General features: G+C 64.4%; 14 protein-coding genes. 3 read left to right on the top strand and 11 right to left on the bottom strand.

Annotated elements, in window-relative coordinates; all coding sequences use genetic code 11:
- Positions 1–110: 110 nt before the first annotated feature.
- From NCT32_RS17260 to NCT32_RS17240, 5 genes are all read right to left on the bottom strand, one after another.
- The gene (locus NCT32_RS17260; RefSeq protein ID WP_061116089.1) at positions 111–1,199 is read right to left on the bottom strand and encodes a purine nucleoside permease; all 1,089 of its coding nucleotides are present in this window, start codon (positions 1,197–1,199) and stop codon (positions 111–113) included.
- Between the two features lie 95 nt (positions 1,200–1,294).
- The gene (locus tag NCT32_RS17255; protein ID WP_061115822.1) at positions 1,295–3,862 is read right to left on the bottom strand and encodes a mechanosensitive ion channel domain-containing protein; all 2,568 of its coding nucleotides are present in this window, start codon (positions 3,860–3,862) and stop codon (positions 1,295–1,297) included.
- 153 nt (positions 3,863–4,015) lie between these two features.
- On the bottom strand, positions 4,016–4,939 hold the full coding sequence (locus tag NCT32_RS17250; protein WP_061115823.1) for a cation diffusion facilitator family transporter: 924 nt from the start codon (positions 4,937–4,939) through the stop codon (positions 4,016–4,018).
- 18 nt (positions 4,940–4,957) lie between these two features.
- Positions 4,958–6,004 (bottom strand): selenide, water dikinase SelD, encoded by a 1,047-nt coding sequence (selD, locus tag NCT32_RS17245; protein WP_061116090.1) that lies wholly within the window; start codon positions 6,002–6,004, stop codon positions 4,958–4,960.
- Positions 6,005–6,044: 40 nt separating this feature from the next.
- On the bottom strand, positions 6,045–6,605 hold the full coding sequence (locus NCT32_RS17240) for a putative glycolipid-binding domain-containing protein (RefSeq protein ID WP_061115824.1): 561 nt from the start codon (positions 6,603–6,605) through the stop codon (positions 6,045–6,047).
- Between the two features lie 219 nt (positions 6,606–6,824).
- Between NCT32_RS17240 and NCT32_RS17235 the strand changes: the two genes are divergently transcribed.
- Positions 6,825–7,247, top strand: coding sequence for a BspC domain-containing protein (locus NCT32_RS17235; RefSeq protein ID WP_061115825.1), 423 nt, complete (start codon positions 6,825–6,827; stop codon positions 7,245–7,247).
- 5 nt (positions 7,248–7,252) lie between these two features.
- Here the strand turns inward: NCT32_RS17235 and NCT32_RS17230 are convergent, their stop codons facing one another.
- Positions 7,253–7,777, bottom strand: a complete 525-nt coding sequence (locus NCT32_RS17230) for an Rrf2 family transcriptional regulator (protein ID WP_061116091.1) — start codon at positions 7,775–7,777, stop codon at positions 7,253–7,255.
- Positions 7,778–8,185: 408 nt separating this feature from the next.
- Between NCT32_RS17230 and NCT32_RS17225 the strand changes: the two genes are divergently transcribed.
- Entirely contained in the window at positions 8,186–8,404 is a 219-nt protein-coding gene (locus NCT32_RS17225) for a hypothetical protein (protein ID WP_061116092.1), read from the top strand.
- Positions 8,405–8,474: 70 nt separating this feature from the next.
- On the opposite strand, the gene NCT32_RS17220 is transcribed toward NCT32_RS17225, so the two are convergent.
- The 5 genes from NCT32_RS17220 to NCT32_RS17200 form a co-directional block, all read right to left on the bottom strand.
- Positions 8,475–9,227, bottom strand: a complete 753-nt coding sequence (locus NCT32_RS17220; RefSeq protein WP_061115826.1) for an anti-sigma factor — start codon at positions 9,225–9,227, stop codon at positions 8,475–8,477.
- A 35-nt stretch (positions 9,228–9,262) separates the two neighbouring features.
- The gene (locus tag NCT32_RS17215) at positions 9,263–9,787 is read right to left on the bottom strand and encodes an RNA polymerase sigma factor (protein ID WP_061116093.1); all 525 of its coding nucleotides are present in this window, start codon (positions 9,785–9,787) and stop codon (positions 9,263–9,265) included.
- Positions 9,788–9,833: 46 nt separating this feature from the next.
- Complete coding sequence (locus tag NCT32_RS17210) at positions 9,834–9,974, bottom strand: hypothetical protein (protein WP_250477417.1); 141 nt, start codon at positions 9,972–9,974, stop codon at positions 9,834–9,836.
- 102 nt (positions 9,975–10,076) lie between these two features.
- Complete coding sequence (locus NCT32_RS17205) at positions 10,077–10,457, bottom strand: hypothetical protein (RefSeq protein ID WP_061115827.1); 381 nt, start codon at positions 10,455–10,457, stop codon at positions 10,077–10,079.
- Between the two features lie 185 nt (positions 10,458–10,642).
- Entirely contained in the window at positions 10,643–11,641 is a 999-nt protein-coding gene (locus tag NCT32_RS17200; protein WP_250477416.1) for an AraC family transcriptional regulator, read from the bottom strand.
- Between the two features lie 217 nt (positions 11,642–11,858).
- On the opposite strand from NCT32_RS17200, the gene NCT32_RS17195 reads away from it, so the two are divergent.
- Positions 11,859–12,911 (top strand): aldo/keto reductase, encoded by a 1,053-nt coding sequence (locus tag NCT32_RS17195; protein WP_250490455.1) that lies wholly within the window; start codon positions 11,859–11,861, stop codon positions 12,909–12,911.
- Positions 12,912–13,092: the final 181 nt, after the last annotated feature.

Below are 13,092 nucleotides of genomic sequence, written 5' to 3'. Positions count from 1 at the left end.
AAATAACGGCCTAAACGGTCTTTACCGGTTGCCGCGTGATCAGGTAATAATTGCCAAACCGGTGTTACGGCAGTGTTACGGCCTGTCTTACCCGGTTGTAACGTAACGCTTTACCTTCGCGGGACGCCTTTACTCCATGCGTCCCAATGTGTAACAACCTCTTGTACAAAAGGATTGCCGGTCCGATACAGATTCTCGATGGCCGGTGCAAAGCCGCCCTGCGCGGCGTAATTGAGCAGATTGTCGACGGCGGGCTGTCCCTTGTATGGACGATCGAAATCGGAACCGGCGCGCAGCACCGCCACGCGCGACAGGTCCACCCGCTGCACGCTCGCCGCCCGCTTGAGCGCCTCATAGGTGGCGTTGTCTTCCTGTTGCGTCGTGCAGTAGACGCCGCGACCGTCCGTCAGAAGCCGCGTCCACGCGCGCGCCCGTTCGCCGATGTATTTGCCCGACCACCACGTATCGCCCGCGAGCGTGTCGCACTGGATCACGCGCGGTGGCCGGTTCGCCGGCGCGTAGTTGAATTTCGCGCGCGCGGCTCGGGCCTGGTCGCTGTCGGAGAGCGAGACGTTGCGCGAGATCGCGTAGGCGGTATCGGCGAGCGTGGCGTTGAGCGCAAAGACTTCCGTGCGATAGTCGGGCGCCGGTTTCTCGTTCGGCCCCTTCGTGTTGATGCCGATGAATCCGCTGGGCCAGCGGGCGGGCTTCTCGCGCGCGTCGAGTTCCCATTGCGGGCCGAAATCGACGAGATACTTCGCCCACGCCGCCGAGCCGACCGTGCCTTGCGCCGGATCGATGCCCGCGATGCCCGCGACCAGAAAGTAGGCGTTGCGCAAGTCGAGGCGCTCGGAGAACGCGAGCGCCATCATCGACGCGGCCGCGTTGGTGTGGCCCATGCCGGTCGTGATGACGCACACGTCGTCGCGATTGCAATGCACGTCCGGATAATCCGGCGACAATCCCGCCACCTTGATCGCGTCCCACGGTCCGAGCTTGTCGAGCCACACTTTGCCTTCGGGCGCGAACATCGTGACGATCATGACCTTGACTGGGCGCACGCCGCTCGCGCTATCGGACGAGCGCGGCGCGGATGCGCATCCCGCGAGGCCCGACGCACCCGCGGCGATCGCGACGGCGACAACCGCCCTGCGCAACGTGTTCGATGTCTTTTTCGATTCCGATGCGGCGACTCTCATGGCAGTCATGGCAGGCGTGATCCTCGTGAACGTTCGACCTTCGAAAAAAAATCGCGCCCGTCAGAGGGCGCGATCGGGGCCGAACGATTATAGGATCACGTGCCGCTTTGCGAACTGCGCGGCGGCGGCGCATTCGAGGCGACGTTCGCCGGGCCGGCGGCCTCGCTCGTCGGATGCTGCGCGGCCTTCGACGGTTCGCCGCGCTGATCCGCGCCCGCTTCGTCCGCGTCTTGAACGCCTTCTGGATTCCCTTCCTGAGTGCCGCCATTGACGATCACAAAGTTGCGCTGCGGATTCGCGATCTCGATGCCGCGCGCCGTAAACTCGTTGAGAATGCGCCGGTTGAACTCGCGCTGCACCGGCCAGCGCGCGCTGTCGCGGCACTGGATCTGACCTGCGAGTGTGACGGTCGAACCGTCGACGGCATCGACGCCCCAGAAGCTGAAGTCGGAGAGAATACCGTCGCGGAAGGCCTCGTCCTCGCGCAGCGCGGCGCCGATTTCCTTCAGCGTGGAAATCGCGAGATCGACATCCTGGCCGAGCGCGATCGACACGCGCACGGCTGCATTGCCGATGCCGCGATTCGTGTTGTTCACCGTCGACACCGAACTGAACGGCACCGTGTAGAGCGAGCCGTCGCCGCCGCGCAGACGCACCGTGCGGATCGACAGATACTCGACCGTGCCCGACACGCCCGCGAGCGTCACCCAGTCGCCGACCTGCATCGCGTTTTCCATCAGCAGGAAGATGCCCGTGATGAGATCCTGCACGAGCTTTTGCGAGCCGAAGCCAAGCGCCACGCCGAAGATGCTCGCGCTCGCGAGTAAAGGCGCCGTGTTCACGCCGATCTCGGAGAGGCCCGTCAACACGACGACCATCGCGATCACGATGAAGAGGCCGGAGCGCATCATCGGCAGGAGTGTGCGCAAGCGCGCGGCGCGCAGACGTTCGCCGCTCGCGGTCCATTGCTCCAACCGCTGCTCGACGGCGATGTTCGCCGCCTCCCACACCAGCACGGCGAACACGGCCGCGACGACGATCGTGAGGAGCGCCGATGCGAGCCGGTTGCCCACACCGCCCGACGTGAGCAGATGCAGCACGTTGACGTGCCAGACTTCCAGAAGCGCGACGATCGTGACGACGGAAATGAGCGCCTGCACAATGCGCCGCAACGTCGGGTAATAGCGATAGGCGCGGCGGCGCACGATGGAATCGCTCGTGACGTCATCCTCATCGCCGTCATGAAAGACACGGCCGAGTGCGCCGAACGCGACGATTGCCAGCACGCGCGCGCCGACGAGCACGAGCAACGACACCCCGCCCAGATGAAAGAGCGTTCTGTAGCCGTTCTGCACGTCGAGCGCCCACACGAACCACAGCGCGATCACGAAGAAGATCGCGACACCCGCCCAGACATCGGCGACCCAGTTGCCGACGAGCCTCACCGAGCGATTCGTCCGCGCGCGTTCCCGGATACGCTCGGCCACCGACGTGCGGCTCTCGAAGATCACGAACGCGATCATCAGATGCACGATCAGCAGCACGAACTTCAGGATCGCGATGCGCGCGTCGCCGGACAGGCCGAGCGGCTCGGCGGCATTGGCAAGCGCGATGCCCGCACCCGCGATACACACGATGCGCTGCACCCAGCGATGCAGATACGCCGCATAGAAATCGCTTACCTGAAAGAGGCGCAGGCCGGGCGCACGCGGCGCGACGAAGAAACCGCTCACGATCACGATCGCGCGGCAGACCAGATAGACGTCGATGAGCGAGCCCGCGACGCGCGCTTCGGGCGTGTTGTCGTCGATGAAGATCGACATGAGCAAGGTCACGACGCCGATGAAAACGACGAGCGGAACCAGAGAAAGAAAGCCGTACAGGAGCGCGCTCGGCAGACGTTGCAAGAGCGTCCAGTGACGTGCGGCATGGCGCTGGCCGCGCGCGCTGTCGGCCTTGCGCTCGGCGAGATGGATGGCGGTCGCATCGCCGCTGCGCGCGGCGTCGTCCTCCGCGCGCTCCGCCGCGCGTTGTTCGCGCACGAGGCCGGGATCCTGTGCCTCGGCATCGGCGACGCCGCGCGCCGCGATCCGCGCGCGCGGACGCTTGAGCAGCCGCAAGCACAGAAATTCGAGCAGCAACGCGGGCAACAGCGACGCAAGCACCGTCCACACGACATGGCCGATGAGCGCGCGCCCTTCGTCACTCGACGTTCGGTCGCGCCACCACGACGCCACGGAGCCGAAATCGAGCAGCGCGACGGTCGAGTGCCGCAGGCCCGCGCCGATCTGCACGAGCCAGTGCCCGGCTTGCCGCGACAATTGCGAGGCGAGACCGTTGGCGGTCAGCGAATGAGCGAGCACGCTCGACGCGCCCGATGCCGGCGCCGCAGCCGCCGCCGACGCGGACTGCGGCGCGCTCGCGGGCGCGGGCGCGGCCAGCGCGCCTGCCGCCGCGATGGCGCGCAGCGTATCGGCGACTTGCGAACGGCGTGCGGGATCGTTGAGCACCGAGAGCGCATCGCGCGCCTGCTGCGGCGTCAGCGCGAGACCCGGCTGCGACGCGTGCTGCGCGGGATCGGCTGCGGCGAAGGAAGATGGGGAAAAGACCGGAAGAACGCTCGACACGAGGACGAGCAGCACTGCAAGGAGCAATTTGCGCATGGGTCGGATGAAGATCACGAAATGTCAGGGACTCGATGCGGACGACGCGCATGACGTATGTTAACGCGATGCGGTCGATGCGGCAGAAGCGGTCCTGAACGACCCTTCTCCCGGTAGCATGCGGCGCTCCTGCCCTTCCCCCTCGTTCGGACCTTACAGCGCCGGCTCGCCGCGATCGCGCGCGATATCGGGTTCGAAGAACACCCAGCGCACTTGCGGAAAGACACGCTGCAGGTCGTCTTCGATGATATTGATCGCATCGATCATCGCGCGGCCGCTCGCGTAGTCGATCATCTCCGCCTGCACCGCGACGACGACATGCTTGCCCCATTGCAGCGTGATGAGGCTGATGATGCGCGTGATCTCGGGACGCGCGCGCAGGTGCGCATCGATGGCCTTTCGCACTTCGGGGCTCGCGGATTCGCCGACGATCATCGACTTCACTTCGCGCGCGACGAGAAACGCGATGATCATCAACAGCACGCCGACGCCGATCGAGCCGGCGGCATCGTATGCCGTATTGCCGGTGAGCATCGTCATGAGCACCGCGGCGAACGCGATGGCGAGACCGAGCAGCGCCGCGACATCCTCGCCCGCGACCACGAGCAGTTCCGATTCCCGTGTTTCACGGAACCATCGCCATAAGGTCTTGTTCGGCGCACCCTTGCGAATCTCGCGGATCGCGCCCGCAAGCGAAAACGCTTCGAGCACGACCGAAATGCCCAGAATCACGAGCGCGACGATCGGATTCGACAAGGGCTCATGATGCATCAGCCGATGCGCGCCCTCGTACACCGAAAACGCGCCACCGACGAAGAACAGCAAAAGCGCGACGATCAGCGCATAGAAATAGATCTCGCGCCCCGAGCCCAGCGGATGCAGCGCGTTCGCGGGCGCCCGCGCGCGCTTCAGACCGAGGAGCAGCAGCAACTGATTGCCGCAATCGGCGGTCGAATGGATCGCTTCCGCGAACATCGCGCCCGAGCCGGTAAAGGCCGCCGCCCCGAACTTGCAGACGGCGATGCCGAAGTTCGCGGCGAGCGCGTAGAAAATGGCCTTAGGGGATTCTTCCTTCATGCGCTTGTTTTTATTGGTTCAGATCACGTCGACGCGGGCTGCGCCATCCACCATCTCGCCGATGACCGTCGCATCGTTGAAACCGTCCGCGCGGAAGATCGCGAGCACGTCGTTCACGGCTTCCGGCGCGCACGACACGAGCAGTCCGCCCGAGGTCTGCGGATCGGTGAGCAAGGCGCGGGCCTCGTCACCTTCGATGTTCAATGCGATGTCATTGCCGTATGCGCTCCAGTTGCGACCCGACGCGCCCGTGAAGATGCCCGCGCGCACGAACTCGCGTACTTGCGGCAGCCACGGCAAGTCGGCGTAGCGAATCCGCGCCGTAAGTTGCGCGCCGCGTGCGAGTTCGAGCGTGTGACCGAGCAGGCCGAAGCCCGTGACGTCAGTGAGCGCATGTACGCCGTCGAGTTGCGCGAGTTCCGCGCCGGGGCGGTTGAGCTTGGTGGTCGCGTCGATCATCGCCTTGTAGCCGGCCGCATCGAGCTTGTCCTTCTTGAGCGCGGCCGACAGCACGCCGACGCCGAGCGGCTTGCCGAGCACGAGCACGTCGCCCGCGCGCGCGGCCGCGTTGCGCTTCACGCGCGACGGATGCACGATGCCGAGCGCGGCCAGTCCGTAGATCGGCTCGACGGAATCGATCGAATGACCGCCCGCGACCGGAATGCCCGCTTCGGCGCAGACCGCTTCGCCGCCCTTCAGCACTTGCGCGATGACCTCGTGCGGCAACACGTTGATCGGCATGCCGACGAGCGCGAGCGCGAGAATCGGCTTGCCGCCCATCGCGTAGACGTCGGAAAGCGCGTTGGTTGCGGCAATGCGCCCGAAGTCGAACGGATCGTCGACGATCGGCATGAAGAAGTCCGTCGTCGCGACGATCGCCTGCTCGTCGTTGAGCTTGTAGACGGCGGCATCGTCGGCGGTGTCGTTGCCGACGAGAAGATTCGGAAACGCAGGCAGCGGCGTGGCGCGCCTGAGCAGGTCGGCCAGCACGCCGGGCGCGATCTTGCAGCCGCAGCCGCCGCCGTGGGACAGGCTCGTGAGACGGGGTGAAGTCGTATCGTTCATCATTTGTTTCTCGGATCAGGGCAAGCAATGAACCGCATTATTACGCGACGCGCTTGAAGAGTCCGGGATAGTCGAGCACGAGGCCGTTCTCGTCGACGGTGATATCCGCCGTGAAGCCCGTGTCGAGCCCTTCGTAACGGTAGCGATGATTCGGCTCGATGCACGTGTACGCCTGCTCCACCACGCTCACGCTCAATTCGGGCACGCGCACATAGACGACGCGAATCACGCGGCGCTCGCCGCGCGCCAGTTGCAGACGGCGAATCGGCAGTGTGTTGGTGAACGGCGTCGCGGTGATGTCCACGTCGATGCAGCCGCGAAGTGAGTCTTGTGGTTCACCGTTCGCGTCGCTCCACGCATGCGCGTCACCGTTGTTGCCCTCTCTGCGATGCAGGTCGAGCGATGCGCCGCCCGCCAGCTTCAACGCGAGACGCGTGACCTGCCAGCGCGCATCGCATTCGATGCGATAGACGAGGCCGAAGGCATGCGCCTCGTCTTCACCCACGATCGCGCTCTCGATCACGATTGCGTCCGCCGCTTCGTTCAGAACGAGATGCTCGAGGCCCGTGCCGTCCTGTTTCGCCCATCGCGCCGCTTTCATCGCGCGCCTCCTCGTGTGTTCGTCCCTACTGAAGGATACAACGCGCCGCACAAGGCTTTCGATCAGCATTCGACATGCGCGATGTGCTCGACGTCACAAAACTTCACACGGTATACTTCGCGCCATTCCTGCGCAGGCGCGCGCACCGCACTCACAGCGCCGTTCACGCGATCCGCGCTCTGCCGAACGTCTCTGTCGTCCCTTTTGATCGCCCATCGCATGAAGACCATTCTTGCTCCCGCATTGCTCGCGCTCGCGCTGTCCGCGTCGATGTTTCAGCTCGTCCAGGCGCAGGAGACGCCGGACCTGCCCGAGGATTACTCGTATCTGACGAAGCTCCACGTGCCCGATGCCGTCGCGCAATGCGTCGCTGCGTTCGACCGCTGGGTGGAGAACGCGCCGAAGTACGACACGCTCATCGTGCCCGACCGGCGCGTGCTCTCCGCAAAGATCGACGACGATACTCCGATCTTCAGTGTCGGCGACCCGATTCCGGTCGACAAGGTCATCGTGATGCGCGCGTTCGCGAAGGCGCGCGGCAAGGCGCAGTGGACGCGCGTGGACAGCCGCTGCGGCGTGCGCGATGGTCGCGTGGTCGGCGTTTCGCTCACGCCGAACATCAAACCGAAGATCGTTCGCTGAGCTCTCTAGTCCTTCGCCGCGCGCCGCTGGCTGGTGCGCTCGTCGAGCCACTTGACGACCTGCGGTCCGAAAGTGCGCGGCGCCTTGGCATGCACGCGTCCCGCGAGATCCGCTAGCCGGTCCGCCGCGAGCGCCTCGCGCATGCGCTTCTCCGCGTTTTTCATCACCGCGTGAACGGCGCAGACACCGCTCGTCGCCCAGGGCGGCGCGTCGTCGCCGAACACTGCGCAGCGCGCTCGAATCTCCCGGCAGTCGAAGAGCGGCTTGTCGCCGTCGATCGCGTCGACGACATCGAGCACGCTGATTTCCTTCGACGGCCGCGCAAGCGCAAAGCCCCCGCGCGCACCTTCCGTCGCGACGACGAGCCCCGCCTTGTGCAGCTTCGTGAACAGCTTCGCGACGTACTCCGCGGGCACGCCCTGCAATTCCGCGAGATCGCGCACGCTCGCCTCGCGCACGCCGTGCGGCGGCTCTGCGAGATAGAGCATGCAGTGCAGCGCGTACTCGACGCCCGTGCTGATGTGAGACATATCCATTCCGACATTGTGAATCGGAGTTCAGGATAGCGCGCCGTCCCTTCGCGCGCAACGGCGAGACGCGCGCTGCAGCGTCTTTACAGGCGCCCGTGGCAAATATTTCAGGTTACACGTTTGCTTACAAACGAACACGGCTTGTCATTTTGCGAACCGCTAAATTGATCTCCATGGATTCACACGGAGAAAGCCATGAAGAAACTAGCGATCCTTGCAGCGTTGGGCGTGTTGCTGAGTAGCGCGCTTTCGGGCTGCATCGTCGTGCCGGACGGTGGCGGGTATCACCATCATCACGATTACTACCGCGACTGAGCCCTCGCGCAAGACGCGCTGAATTACAACGAAACTGCTACCTCATGACTCGCGGTTTCGACTGCAAGCAACGACCAAGGAGCAAATATCATGATGAACAAGACGAAGAAGAGCCTGCTGATCGCTTCCCTTGCTGCCGCGCTGGGCATGGGCCTCGCAAACGTCGCATCCGCCGAGGTGCACCACAATCCGCCGCATCGCGTGACGGTCGGCTGGCACGGTGACCGCTACTGGGACGGCCATCGCTATTGGCAGCGCCACGAATGGGAGCGCCATCATCATGTCGCGCCGCCTCCGCATCGCTACTACTAAGCGGTTCCAGCCATAAAAAAAGGCCGCAGCGAAAAAAAAATCGCTGCGGCCTTTTGCATCGTTCGCCGGTTCACCAGTTTTTGGGATCGCCGCCGAGCTCCTTGCATGTGTCATACGCAATCGCCTGCAGCTTCGCCTCGCCGATCTGACCCGAGAGCGCATAGCCGACGCGATCCCACGCCCAGTAGAACGTCGTGCGCTGCCCGTCCTTGAGGCTTCTGATCTTGCTGTCGTTGCGCCTGATCGTCGCCGTCGTCATATAGAGCGTGAGCCGCTCGCCGGTGGCGTTCTGATACATGAACTGCGCGGCCGGGCCCTCCTCGTCAGGCAACAGGCGCCCGCCGACGAGCTGAAAGCCGTATTCGGCCAGCGACGGAATCGTCACCGCGCGATTCAACCGCTTCGACAGCCACGTAACGAGATGATCCTGTTGCGACGCGGCCACCTCCACCGCATGCCGCTGCTCGGGCGCGTACACGGCATAGGCGATATCCGCCCGCTCCGCGAAGCGCGCACTCTCGCCGAGCGAGGGCAGGAGCATGTGCATCAGGAATCCGCACGCGACCCCGACGACCAGAAAGCACGCCGCGATCAGATAACGCTCGCGCGCGGGCGGCCGCAAACGCACGACCTGCGGCTCGCCCTGATCGGCGAAGAGCGCGCGCAACGCGTTGTCCTGCGCGCGATATGCGGCGGCGGTCGCCTCGCTCGCCGGATCTGCCGCGATGCGCTGCGCCACGGCGTCGCGTTCGTCGCCCTGGAGTTCTTCGTCGATGAAGGCGGACAACGCCTGCAGATCGCGATCCGGCCTGGGAGGTCCCATACGGTCGCCGCCTTCGGGTGGACGGTCTTGGCTGCTCATGATCGGCTCACCACTTTCAGTGACGACGGCGACGTCTTGCGGCCGGGTTCTTCGCCGAGCAGAACACGCATGTGCTCCCGCGCTCTCGACAAGCGCGACATCACGGTTCCGGTCGGCACGTTCAACACCACGGATGCCTCCTGATAACTCATTTCCTCGACGCACACGAGCAGCATCACTTCACGCTGCTCGACGGGCAGACAGTAGAGCGCGCGCTGCACGTCGCGCAGCACGAGGCCGTCGACTTCACCGCGCGGCGCGGCCATCTGCCGCCAGGGCGCGGTTTCATCGTCCACTGCAATATCGCGTCGGCCGCGCAGCTGATCGATATACAGGTTGCGCATGATCGTGAATAACCATGCGCGCAAATTCGTGCCGGCATGAAACGATTTGGCGCGATTGAGCGCGCGCTCGGTCGCGTCCTGAACGAGATCGTCCGCCCACGCGCGATCGCCCGTCAGCCCGCGCGCGTAGCGGCGCAGCTGGGGCAGATGCGCGAGAAGGTCGCTCTCGAAGCTCAAGGCCGTGCGCCCGCGCGCGTGACGCAAGCGTCAGAGGCGTTCGCCATCAGTAGCTGCCTCCGCCGGCCGGCCCGCTCGGCGCCCCCGACGAATTCGGCGCACTTTGCGTACCGCTCGCGCAACCCGCCGCGCCCAGCGCAAGGCTGAGCACGATCAGGAGCGCCGTCACTCCGATCGATCGTTTCATGATCGTTACCTGTTGATTCATAGACCGGCAGGCTCGCCGATTTATTCCGCGAGCCGGCCGCTTCCCAAGTTTGTTGCGCGTGCGTTGCGCGAAACGCGACGTTCAGGGCTTCACGACGTGCCAGACGTCGCGGAAGTTATCCCCGTTCTTGTCGCCGGGCTTCGTGTCTTTCGCGAAGCGATAGACGCGCTTGCCATCGTAGGCCCACTGCTTTCCGCCGTCGGCGGCTTCCATGGTCCATTTGCCGCTCGGCTTGTCGGCGTCGCTCGCCATCGCCGCCGGCCACGCCTGCGCGCAGCCGCCGGTGCAGGCGCTCGCGCCGCCTTTCGTGTCCTTGTCGAAGGTGTAGAGCGTCATGCCGTTTTCATCGACGAACATGCCGTTCGCTTCCTTCGGCACCGCAGCATAGGCGGATGAAGCAAGCGAAGCGAACGCGGTGACGACTGTTGCGGCAGCGGCGAACATCTGGATGCGCTTCTTCATTTCATCTTTCCCTTTTTGTAGAAGTATCCGTAGAACGTTCGGAAGCGCTGCACTATTCCGCGGACGATGAAATAAACCGATGCGGCAGCGCCGTCGCATCGCCAGTCGGCAATCCATTCAAGACCATTCGCGCGCGCCTTGCCAGAGATTCATCGAAATTTCGCAGCGGGCCGCGAAACCGGCGCTCAGGCGCCGACCGCGGCGGCGGTCGCATCGCGCCAGCGACGCGTGTCGCGCAGCGGCGGCGCGCCGAAGAGCCGGCTGTACTCGCGGCTGAACTGCGAGGCGCTTTCATAGCCCACGCGATGCGCGGCCGTGGCGGCATCGACGATATCGAGCATCATCAGGCGGCGCGCCTCCTGAAGCCGCAACTGCTTCTGATATTGCAACGGGCTCATCGCCGTGACGGCCTTGAAATGGTGATGCAGCGACGACACGCTCATGTGGACGTCCCGCGCAATGTCCTCGACACGCAGCGGCTGATCGAAGTGCTGGCGCAGCAACTGGATGGCCTTCGCGATACGCTGGGTCTGACTGTCCTGCAGCGCAATCTGGCGCAGCCGCGCGCCCGAGCCGTTCATCAGCAGGCGATAGAGAATCTCGCGCTTCACGAGCGGTGCGAGGATCGGCACGTCTTCAGGCGTATCGACGAGACGCAGGAGGCGCAGCACCGCGTCGAGCATCGAGTTGCCGAGGCGGTTCACATAGAGACCGCGCGAGGCGTCGGCCTGCGTCGCGGGCGGCAGATTCTCGTCCTGGATCAGCGACGTGATTTCCTCGACGTCGAGTTCGAGCCGCATGCCGAGATACGGCTCCGACTCGCTCGCCACCGACACCTGTCCGCACACGGGCAGATCCACCGACGACACCAGATAGTGCATCGGATCGTAGATATAGACTTCGTCGCCGACCATGAGACGCTTGCTGCCCTGCGCAATCAGCGCGAGCGCGGGCGTCTGGATGCCGTGCTTCGGTCCGCCCGGATTCATGATGCGATGCAGGGCTAGCCCCGGCACCGGCGTTTCGACGGAGCCTTCGCAACCGGCGGTGAAGCGGTCGAGCAACGCGACGAGATCGAGCCGCGCCTGATCCAGCCCGGGATCGGCCGCGCCGACGTGGCGCATCTCCTTCGGCTGGTCGTGACTGTCTTTTCCGGCGAGGCCGGGGGTGTCGTTCAGGGCCATGATGAAAGGACGATTTCGAGATAGGGAGAACTCTGGCTAGCTTACTCGCGCGGGCGCGTGATTGCTTGCGAGCGACCGCAGCGTTTGCAGGAACAGGCAAGGATTGAACAGGATCAGGCTATGAACCGGCCGCGCGCCAGGACGATACTGCATTGCCGGCCGGATCGCTTGCGCAGTTCGGGCGATGCCGCGCCTTTCCAGTCATTCGGGAGCAACCATGCGCTACAGGAAATTCGGCAATACCGGTCTTTTCGTCTCTGAACTGTGCCTGGGCACGATGACGTTCGGCGGCGGAACGGGCGGAATCTGGGACAACATCGGCCAGTTGCAGCAGGCGGACGCGGACAAGCTGATCGGCCGCTCACTCGATGCGGGCATCAATTTCATCGACACCGCCGACGTCTATGCCGACGGCCAGTCGGAAATCATCACCGGTCAGGCGCTGAAAAACCTGAAGGTGCCGCGCGAGAACGTAGTCGTCGCGACGAAGATCCTCGGCGAGACCGGGACGAAGGGGACGAACTCGCGCGGCGCGTCGCGCTATCACATCATCGACGGGGTGAAAGCGAGCCTGAAGCGCTTGCAACTGGATCACGTCGATCTGTACCAGATTCACGGTTTCGATCCGGCGACGCCGATCGAGGAAACGCTGCGCGCGCTCGACAATCTCGTGCAGCATGGCCATGTGCGCTATATCGGCGTGTCGAACTGGGCGGCGTGGCAAATCATGAAGGCGCTCGGTATCTCGGAGCGGCTGGGTCTTGCGCGCTTCGAGTCGCTGCAAGCGTATTACACGATCGCCGGCCGTGATCTCGAGCGCGAGATCGTGCCGCTCTTGCAAAGCGAGAGCGTCGGCCTGATGGTCTGGAGTCCGCTCGGGGGCGGCCTGCTCTCGGGCAAGTACACCCGGGAAGGCGCGAAGGAAGAAGGCAGCCGGCGCACCAAGTTCGATTTCCCGCCGGTCAACGTCGAGCGCGCGTATGACTGCGTCGACGTGATGCGGCGCATGGCCGAGGCCAAGGGCGTGTCGGTCGCGCAAATCGCGCTCGCATGGCTGCTGCATCAGAAGGTCGTCTCGAGCGTGATCATCGGCGCGAAACGCATCGAACAGCTCGACGACAACATCGCGGCGACGAAAGTCCGGCTCAACGACGACGAACTCGCGGCGCTCGACGAAGTCAGCCAGTTGCCCTCGGAATACCCGGGCTGGATGCTCACGCGGCAGGGCGAATATAGGCGCAACCAGTTGAAGGAGCAGTCGGCCGAGTGAGATTGACCGACATGCGGACGGCCCTCCTGGCCGTCCGCGTGTCGTAGGGATTTACCCGTAAATCTGGCGGATTACGCCCATTTTCGGCCCTTTATCTCGAAACCAGATAGACCCTATCCTCCGTATCGCGTTGCGGCATAAGGCCGCTCTGCCGACACTGTACGCACAACATCACCACTGC

This window comes from Caballeronia sp. INML2 (genome assembly GCF_023631365.1).
In the GTDB taxonomy this organism is placed as follows: domain Bacteria; phylum Pseudomonadota; class Gammaproteobacteria; order Burkholderiales; family Burkholderiaceae; genus Caballeronia; species Caballeronia turbans.
This window is presented reverse-complemented; position numbering and strand designations above follow the sequence as displayed.

Excerpts from the sequence above, each read along its gene's own strand:
- NCT32_RS17260 (WP_061116089.1), bottom strand. The coding sequence starts at position 1,199 with ATGAGAGTCGCCGCATCGGAATCGAAAAAGACATCGAACACGTTGCGC.
- NCT32_RS17255 (WP_061115822.1), bottom strand. The coding sequence starts at position 3,862 with ATGCGCAAATTGCTCCTTGCAGTGCTGCTCGTCCTCGTGTCGAGCGTT.
- NCT32_RS17250 (WP_061115823.1), bottom strand. The coding sequence starts at position 4,939 with ATGAAGGAAGAATCCCCTAAGGCCATTTTCTACGCGCTCGCCGCGAAC.
- selD (WP_061116090.1), bottom strand. The coding sequence starts at position 6,004 with ATGAACGATACGACTTCACCCCGTCTCACGAGCCTGTCCCACGGCGGC.
- NCT32_RS17240 (WP_061115824.1), bottom strand. The coding sequence starts at position 6,605 with ATGAAAGCGGCGCGATGGGCGAAACAGGACGGCACGGGCCTCGAGCAT.
- NCT32_RS17235 (WP_061115825.1), top strand. The coding sequence starts at position 6,825 with ATGAAGACCATTCTTGCTCCCGCATTGCTCGCGCTCGCGCTGTCCGCG.
- NCT32_RS17230 (WP_061116091.1), bottom strand. The coding sequence starts at position 7,777 with ATGTCTCACATCAGCACGGGCGTCGAGTACGCGCTGCACTGCATGCTC.
- NCT32_RS17225 (WP_061116092.1), top strand. The coding sequence starts at position 8,186 with ATGAACAAGACGAAGAAGAGCCTGCTGATCGCTTCCCTTGCTGCCGCG.
- NCT32_RS17220 (WP_061115826.1), bottom strand. The coding sequence starts at position 9,227 with ATGGGACCTCCCAGGCCGGATCGCGATCTGCAGGCGTTGTCCGCCTTC.
- NCT32_RS17210 (WP_250477417.1), bottom strand. The coding sequence starts at position 9,974 with ATGAAACGATCGATCGGAGTGACGGCGCTCCTGATCGTGCTCAGCCTT.
- NCT32_RS17205 (WP_061115827.1), bottom strand. The coding sequence starts at position 10,457 with ATGAAGAAGCGCATCCAGATGTTCGCCGCTGCCGCAACAGTCGTCACC.
- NCT32_RS17200 (WP_250477416.1), bottom strand. The coding sequence starts at position 11,641 with ATGGCCCTGAACGACACCCCCGGCCTCGCCGGAAAAGACAGTCACGAC.
- NCT32_RS17195 (WP_250490455.1), top strand. The coding sequence starts at position 11,859 with ATGCGCTACAGGAAATTCGGCAATACCGGTCTTTTCGTCTCTGAACTG.